Origin of the sequence: Acinetobacter sp. YH16032 (assembly GCF_013417345.1) — a bacterium.
GTDB lineage: Bacteria > Pseudomonadota > Gammaproteobacteria > Pseudomonadales > Moraxellaceae > Acinetobacter.
Genome location: NZ_VPEE01000057.1, coordinates 1 through 6,843, shown reverse-complemented (window position 1 = coordinate 6,843; position 6,843 = coordinate 1). Strand labels below are relative to the sequence as shown.

Below are 6,843 nucleotides of genomic sequence, written 5' to 3'. Positions count from 1 at the left end.
CGGAAAGATGGATACAGATACATTGGAAAAATAAAAAAGAAGAGATCCGATGGATTCAACAAAAAGCAAAATATTTTGGAGGGGAAGGTCGAATAGAGTTAACTTTTTCTGACTCAATAATGCCATACCTAACTCAGTTAAAAGGACAATTCACCAGTATTGCAGTTAAAAATGTGTCAGCTCTTAAAAGAACATATAGCATTAGGATTTATGAGCTATTAATGCAATTTAAAGCCACTGGAGATAGACTAATCAATGTTGATGATTTCCGCTCAATGATGGGAATAGATAACAAATATTCAAAATTCTCAGAGCTTAATAAGTTTGTAATAAAACCCGCCATAAAGGAATTAAATGATAAGAGTGACCTAATGGTAACGGTTGATATTGTAAAAAAAGGTCGAACAGCTAACGCGCTACATTTTCAATTTACACAAGATAATCAAATAAAAATATCAATTTGAGGATGAATAATGGCTCTGGTATCGATCAGTGAAGCTTCACGATTAACGAAAAAAAGTAGAACAACTGTTCACCGTTACATATCAAACGGAAAATTGTCCATATGTACAGATGAGAATGGAATAAAAAAGATAGATACATCAGAGCTTTTACGAGTTTTTGGCGCATTCAAGTCTGTTCATCATGAACAGAGTGACACTGTAATAAATGAACAACATGCAACACCTAACGGAACAAGTGAAACCAATAAAACAAAGCAACTAGAACAGGAAGTTGAACACCTGAGACAACTCGTTACAGCTCAACAGTCACATATAGACAGCCTAAAACAAGCAATGCTATTAATCGAATCCAAGCTGCCGACAACACCCGAACCTGTTATACCAGTACCAACAAAAAAACCGTGGCAATTCTGGAAAAAATAGCCGGTTGACGTCATTTTTACCGCGAAACCCAAACCGCCGTTTTGATAACAAATCACTAACACAAAAATGGGGCTTTTTACGGGGAGAAGATAGGGAGTTTTGAGCGGTTGAGGGGAATTTTAGGTTGAGTGCCTAAATGGCGTTACGCTTAAGCACCTTTATGTTAAATTATAGTCATTGACCAGATTTTTAAAAAATCAAATAGCAAAAATTATCATACTGAAAACCATCATCAAATTGGATAAAGACTTTATGAGTTCATTCTTTAATAGTTATTTTAATTGTTTCCGTAATTATTTTAATTTCAAAGACCGATCTTCTCGTCAGGAATACATCGCATTTATAATAATTAACCCTATACTGCTATTAATTATTGAAAGATTTACATTGATTGCATCAATATTTTATTTAATAATTTTTATTCCAGAAATAACCGTATCTATCCGTAGATTACATGATGTAAATTACTCTGGATGGTTTCTCATTACGCCATATTTATTTTTTATAATTGCATTATCATTCACCTATATAGGCGGTAATTTATTCGGAACGATAGGATTAGTAATAGGAATGCTAGGAATACTTTCCTATTTAGCACTCGCAATCTTAATGATATTTTATAAAGGTGATATTGGTCAAAACCGATTTGGTAACAACAAAGTAATCAAAAAACAATAAAACAGCAATTCAAACGTCAGATAATTTTGTCATATTTCAAACCGGTAAATTTTATTATGTTTATTCACCGGTTTGAATTGTAATAATTTAAATGGAATTATTTTTTTTCATTAATTATAATGTTAGGGAGTATGGATGGAAGGGTTTTGCAAATATCAACCCATGTCTTTTTATTCCTGACTTCCAGGACATAACGAATATCATTTGTATTAACCGTAATTAAATTACCAGTCATTACTGTTGATGAAATATCAATAGAATTGATATCACGCAAAAAACAAACAGTTCTATTTCCTTTTTTTTTCATGAAGAAAAAAGAAAACCATCCACCAAAAAGAAAGTAAATTAATGACATTTTCTGCTCATAAATTAAACTACTTTTGGTTTCATTCACATCTATCTGACTTACTAATCTAATTACTTTTTTCTTCATATTATTCTCGTTGTATATTAAACTTACAATTACTATATCATTATAACAAATACAATTAATTATTACATTCTAATAATTAATTTGAAAATTTTGTTAGCACATCATTGGGGCATTATTTTTTGTCTACTTTAGAACAGGCAAAATCAAAACCATTATCACAAGATTCCTTGAACCATAATTGACTCTCAGAAATATCTTGCTTTACACCAACTCCGTTCAAATACATATTACCAAGAGCGTATTGAGCAGATTCACTTCCTTTATTTGCGGCTTTTTTGCACCATTCAAAGGCTAAATCATCATTTTGATCAGTTCCTATACCTTTACGATAAAAACCACATAATATTGCTTGTGATGAAACATCGCCTAGTTCAGCTGCTTTTTGATAAAAATTGAAAGCCATAACCTCATCTTTTTTCACACCATATCCAACCAAATACATTTGACCTAATGAAATGATAGCTATTATGTCACCCTGATCAGCTGCCATTTTGTAAAACTTCAATGCCATTGGTTTACTAGAATTAACGCCTGTACCATAAAGATACAATGAACCTAAAATACTCTGAGCTTCTACATTACCTTGATTTGCAGCCTTTTGATACCATTCAAAAGCGATGTGCTTATCTTGCTTTACACCATCCCCCTCTGAATACATATCAGCAATTTTCATTTGAGCTAAACTATCGCCATTCTCAGCAGACTGACATAAAGAAAAATCTTTAATCCCACAATCACTAGCTAAAACGGATAATGGAAATAAAAAGAACAATAAAAACAATAACTTCATTAAAACCCCATATATGAAAACAGAAATAACTATGGAATAATATTATTAAGGGTTTTACGCCAGAAACCCCAGAAAATTCCGTAACTAAAGACCATCTAAGTTGGATGATATTCGGGTTGATGTGAAATCTCCGAATGGAACACATACTTTAGGAACAGATGTAACACCAGTAAAAGCGGTTAATTTAATTGAAGAATGGCTAACTAAGCAAGGGTTAATGTAATGTCTAATGATAACTTAAATGAATTGTTAATGATAATTAACGAACCTAAATTTTTTGATTTTTTATTACATATAAATATTGATGACGCATTAGATAAAAGAGATGGCGATGAGTTTGAAAAACAGTGGCTAAATAGTTTTAATAAAATAAAAAATATATGTTTTCCTGACGATTGCATCGAAATAATAAATAGGATAAGAGAAGCTTCATTTAAGTTATCATTTAAAGTTTGTGGAGATAGTGATGTTTCCGCTTATATATCAGATGATTTTGAAATGATATCTAAGTGCCTGTTACTGAATGATTCTGAGGGTTGGCCTCTTAGTTACTTATTAAATAGATATTTAAAAGGTGAGTCTCCAGGGTAGTATGGTAAGTACTTGCTGGATTAAATATGCTCATATTTAATCAGTAAAAACTGAAAGATCTTTCAACCTTCCGGCTCATTAGCAGATGAATAGGTTGAATGAGGGCGAACCGCTCAAAACCCCCTCGCTACTTTGACGACTTGCACGGGAAAACGGCGTATTCAGCGCCGTTTTTTTATTGTTTGATAATCAGATAGGTGTCTTTTTTATCACCATATGACTGCCTTGTATCCACTTTCACACAAGGTTTTCCGTCACACGTGGAGATATCAGCCAGCGGGGCTTTTTTTTGCCAGACCGCTTCCATGCGCTGCATTTTTGCAATTCGGTCATAACCACTGTCGATAAAATAAAACATCCCCCAGAGACAGCCCCCCATAACAGCAACCATTGTCAGGGCGATATAAATCGCGGATTTCCACGTATAACGTGACATTTCACGTCGCATTGCACTCACGGATTCATTAGCTGCTGTAACCACCTGATTCAGCGCATTGACGGCGGGTTTCTGCTGCGCCAATCCCGTTTGTTTGAGTTCTTTTTCAACCTGAGTTAAGGCTGCATTCACCGATTGCCTGATCGTGTCGGTCATCTTACCGGAGGCACTGTCCAATTCATGGATCACCTGAGCCAATTGTGCTGTTTGGCGGCTTAATTTGGCGGATTCTGCCTGAAATTCATCAATCAACGCCGCCACACGCTTTTCCTGCGCTTGCTGATGCCCAATCAGCGCCGCAATTTTTTTAATCTCATCACTCATACAAAATTCTCTCTATCGTGAAAATGACCAGCCGTCATCCGGTTTCTGTCGCTTCTGCTCAGCGAGGCGCTGTCGTTCATTTTCCTGCTGACGCCGCTGCTCAGCCCAATACTCGCGTTCCTGCTGCTTAACCAGTTCCTGATGAATATTCTGAAACTCTGCCATCGAGTCATTAATCAAGGATTGAAGGTCAATCTCGTCTTGTATCTCACTCAAGGCATCATTGACCAGTGCGTTCAGCTTGTCAGACTCTTTTTCAAAATCAAACGTTCTGCCCTGAGTCGCATTTTGCATCACCTCGCATTTAGGTGTTTCAGTGACGTTATCGCGCTCTGCGAGGGCTTCCCGTAATGTCGTCGTGACATCAATGACGCAGTTACATTCATCACGACAGTGCTGAGCCTGTCGCTCCGCTTCTCTGCGCTCCATCAGGGCGTGTAACTGCGCTGTATTAAACTGCCTGACCTGTCCTGCGCCAAAATGTCGCTCCGGCTCACGCTCAATCCCCTGTGCTTTCAGGGAACGCGCATCAACGCGGTCAGCGTGCTGATACCGTTCAAGATACTTATTCTGTAAGTCAGCCCAGCGTTCTCGCTGGGCGATAAGGTATGCCTTGCGTTCGGTCGGCGTTTCGCCAAAACGAGATTTTTTTGCGCCGCCCCGTTCAGGGTTTTTCGTGTTAGCCCGTTTAAAATACAACTGCGGGTCACGCTCGATACCGTCATTAAGCCGTTCAGAGAACATAATATGCGCATGCGGTTGTTCACCGCCTTCAATCGCCGCTCTGGGGTTATGAATGGCAAATTGATAGGCGTGCCGGTCGCCAATTTCCTGTTGAATAAAATCACGAACAAGCTCAAGGCGTTGTGCGGGTGTCAATTCACGCGGCAGGGCAATTTCAATTTCGCGGTAGGTACAGCCGTTGGCACGTTCAAACGTGTCCGCGGCTTTCCAAAACTCGGACGGTTTATGCGCTGCCCATGCGGGCATATTGCCGGACTCTTGATGCTCAAGGTCGTTGTCTTTTTCACGGGCATATTTTCCCTCACGCGCAATATAATCGGCATGGGAAGTGGCTTTGCCTTTCCCGCCGGTTTTAACGCTGAGATGATAAGATGCCATGCTGTTTTCGCCCGCTGCAAGCGCGCACCGTTTCTGAATGAAGTGAAGAAACGTCTAAGTGCGCCCTATCAATAAAAAGATGATAGGGATTGTAGTGGAATTTGACCTGAGTTGCCAATCATGAGCATAATTATTTCATTCTAAAAGCTGCATGAGTGGTAAAGATGAAAAACGAAAAACAGGCTAAATGGGTGGCAGACAGAGTGCAAACTATCCGTGGTTTAAAATCACCGAATGAGGCACAACGCTTATTGGTGATTTTGCACGATAAAGCGGATAAAACCGCCCAAGAAATAAAAACGCTCTCATTGTTAATTCAGGCAGAGCGGGCAGCAGAAAAAGCACAGGAAGCCCGCACAAAGGTGATGAATCTTATTCAAGCAGAGAAGCGTGCAGAAGCCAAAGCGGCCCGTAAAGCGCGTGACCATGCCCTTTATCAATCGGCGGGATTACTCATTATGGCAGGGTTAGTGGACAGTCAAACGGGTAAACCGGTAGATGACCCCGCAAAACTACTGGGGGCATTAGTCAGCTTGCATGAATTATCCCGTGACAATCCCAAATGGGAAGAATGGAAATTTAAGGGGCAAGCATTACTCAATCAAAAAAAGGAAGATTAGAACAGGGTGTTAATACCCTCTAAAACGCCACAGGAAGTCCGTGGTGAGGTTTTATTGGCTCGATAATGGAATTTATCACCCAATACTGAAAACGTGGCTCAGAAGCTCAGACAGCTCCTTCCTGATTGAGCCGTGAGCGAAGCGAACCCAATGACACGGAAAAAACAGCGGCGCAGTGGCTGGATGGTCGTAGACAAAAGAAATGTTCAACGAGTTGCCCGAGCAAAGCGAGGGAGCTACTGAGGTGTTTTAGGTTTGTCTGAAAAGGAGCAAACGTTGTTTGCGACATCCTTTTAAATATTACGAAGCGTGATGTATCTGACAACTTTGGTTGAGTTATTCACAGGCATTTCCCTTTTTAACTTGTTTTTTTGTTTTTTATCTTGTTTTCGGGTAAAAAAAACTCGCTGTAATCAATAACTTACAACAACATAGATGGTGCTTTTTACGGTAATAGATGGTGCTTTTTACGGTAATAGATGGTGCTTTTTACGGTAATAGATGGTGCTTTTTACGGTAATATCCACACGCATTGATGGTGTTAAAATAAAACATACCATTAATGGTATTAGTGGTGTATATTTATTTAACACCATTAGGAGGTCTTTGATGAATAACCTAGTAGCCTACAAATCAAATGCTCTAATTGAAGCTAGTTATAAACTAACTTTGCAGGAACAGCGGGTTTTATTAATGTGTATTGGTAAGTTGAATCCCAAAGATGAGTCCCCTGAGAAAACCTTTGAGTTAACAGCCGAAGAGTTTTATCTAGCTTTTCCTAATATGGGTACAGGTAATGCAGAGAGACATTTACAAGATGCAGTAGATAAATTAGCGGAAAGATGGATACAGATACATTGGAAAAATAAAAAAGAAGAGATCCGATGGATTCAACAAAAAGCAAAATATTTTGGAGGGGAAGGTCGAATAGAGTTAACTTTTTCTGACTCAATAATGCCATA

General features: G+C 38.6%; 10 protein-coding genes. 6 read left to right on the top strand and 4 right to left on the bottom strand.

Annotated elements, in window-relative coordinates; all coding sequences use genetic code 11:
• From FTV32_RS15365 to FTV32_RS15355, 3 genes are all read left to right on the top strand, one after another.
• The coding region (locus FTV32_RS15365) for a replication initiation protein (RefSeq protein WP_180029070.1) at positions 1–464 on the top strand (464 nt) is incomplete at its 5' end.
• 9 nt (positions 465–473) lie between these two features.
• Positions 474–887, top strand: a complete 414-nt coding sequence (locus FTV32_RS15360) for a hypothetical protein (protein ID WP_179991690.1) — start codon at positions 474–476, stop codon at positions 885–887.
• A gap of 252 nt (positions 888–1,139) precedes the next feature.
• On the top strand, positions 1,140–1,565 hold the full coding sequence (locus FTV32_RS15355; protein WP_179991689.1) for a DUF805 domain-containing protein: 426 nt from the start codon (positions 1,140–1,142) through the stop codon (positions 1,563–1,565).
• 97 nt (positions 1,566–1,662) lie between these two features.
• On the opposite strand, the gene FTV32_RS15350 is transcribed toward FTV32_RS15355, so the two are convergent.
• Positions 1,663–1,998 carry a hypothetical protein gene (locus FTV32_RS15350; RefSeq protein ID WP_179991688.1) on the bottom strand — a complete coding sequence of 112 codons (336 nt, stop codon included), beginning with the start codon at positions 1,996–1,998 and terminating at the stop codon, positions 1,663–1,665.
• Positions 1,999–2,110: 112 nt separating this feature from the next.
• Positions 2,111–2,788 (bottom strand): tetratricopeptide repeat protein, encoded by a 678-nt coding sequence (locus FTV32_RS15345; protein ID WP_179991687.1) that lies wholly within the window; start codon positions 2,786–2,788, stop codon positions 2,111–2,113.
• A gap of 222 nt (positions 2,789–3,010) precedes the next feature.
• Here FTV32_RS15345 and FTV32_RS15340 point away from each other — a divergent pair, with 222 nt between their 5' ends.
• A complete protein-coding gene (locus tag FTV32_RS15340) occupies positions 3,011–3,379 on the top strand; it encodes a hypothetical protein (RefSeq protein WP_179991686.1) in 369 nt (122 codons plus the stop codon).
• A gap of 175 nt (positions 3,380–3,554) precedes the next feature.
• Here FTV32_RS15340 and FTV32_RS15335 read toward each other — a convergent pair whose 3' ends face one another.
• Both FTV32_RS15335 and FTV32_RS15330 read right to left on the bottom strand, forming a co-directional pair.
• On the bottom strand, positions 3,555–4,139 hold the full coding sequence (locus tag FTV32_RS15335) for a tRNA modification GTPase (RefSeq protein WP_179991685.1): 585 nt from the start codon (positions 4,137–4,139) through the stop codon (positions 3,555–3,557).
• A gap of 12 nt (positions 4,140–4,151) precedes the next feature.
• Entirely contained in the window at positions 4,152–5,261 is a 1,110-nt protein-coding gene (locus FTV32_RS15330; protein ID WP_179991684.1) for a MobA/MobL family protein, read from the bottom strand.
• A gap of 191 nt (positions 5,262–5,452) precedes the next feature.
• On the opposite strand from FTV32_RS15330, the gene FTV32_RS15325 reads away from it, so the two are divergent.
• Complete coding sequence (locus FTV32_RS15325) at positions 5,453–5,881, top strand: conjugal transfer protein TraD (protein WP_218947430.1); 429 nt, start codon at positions 5,453–5,455, stop codon at positions 5,879–5,881.
• 609 nt (positions 5,882–6,490) lie between these two features.
• Positions 6,491–6,843, top strand: a 353-nt coding sequence (locus FTV32_RS15320; RefSeq protein ID WP_180029069.1) for a replication initiation protein, incomplete at its 3' end; no start/stop codon positions are given.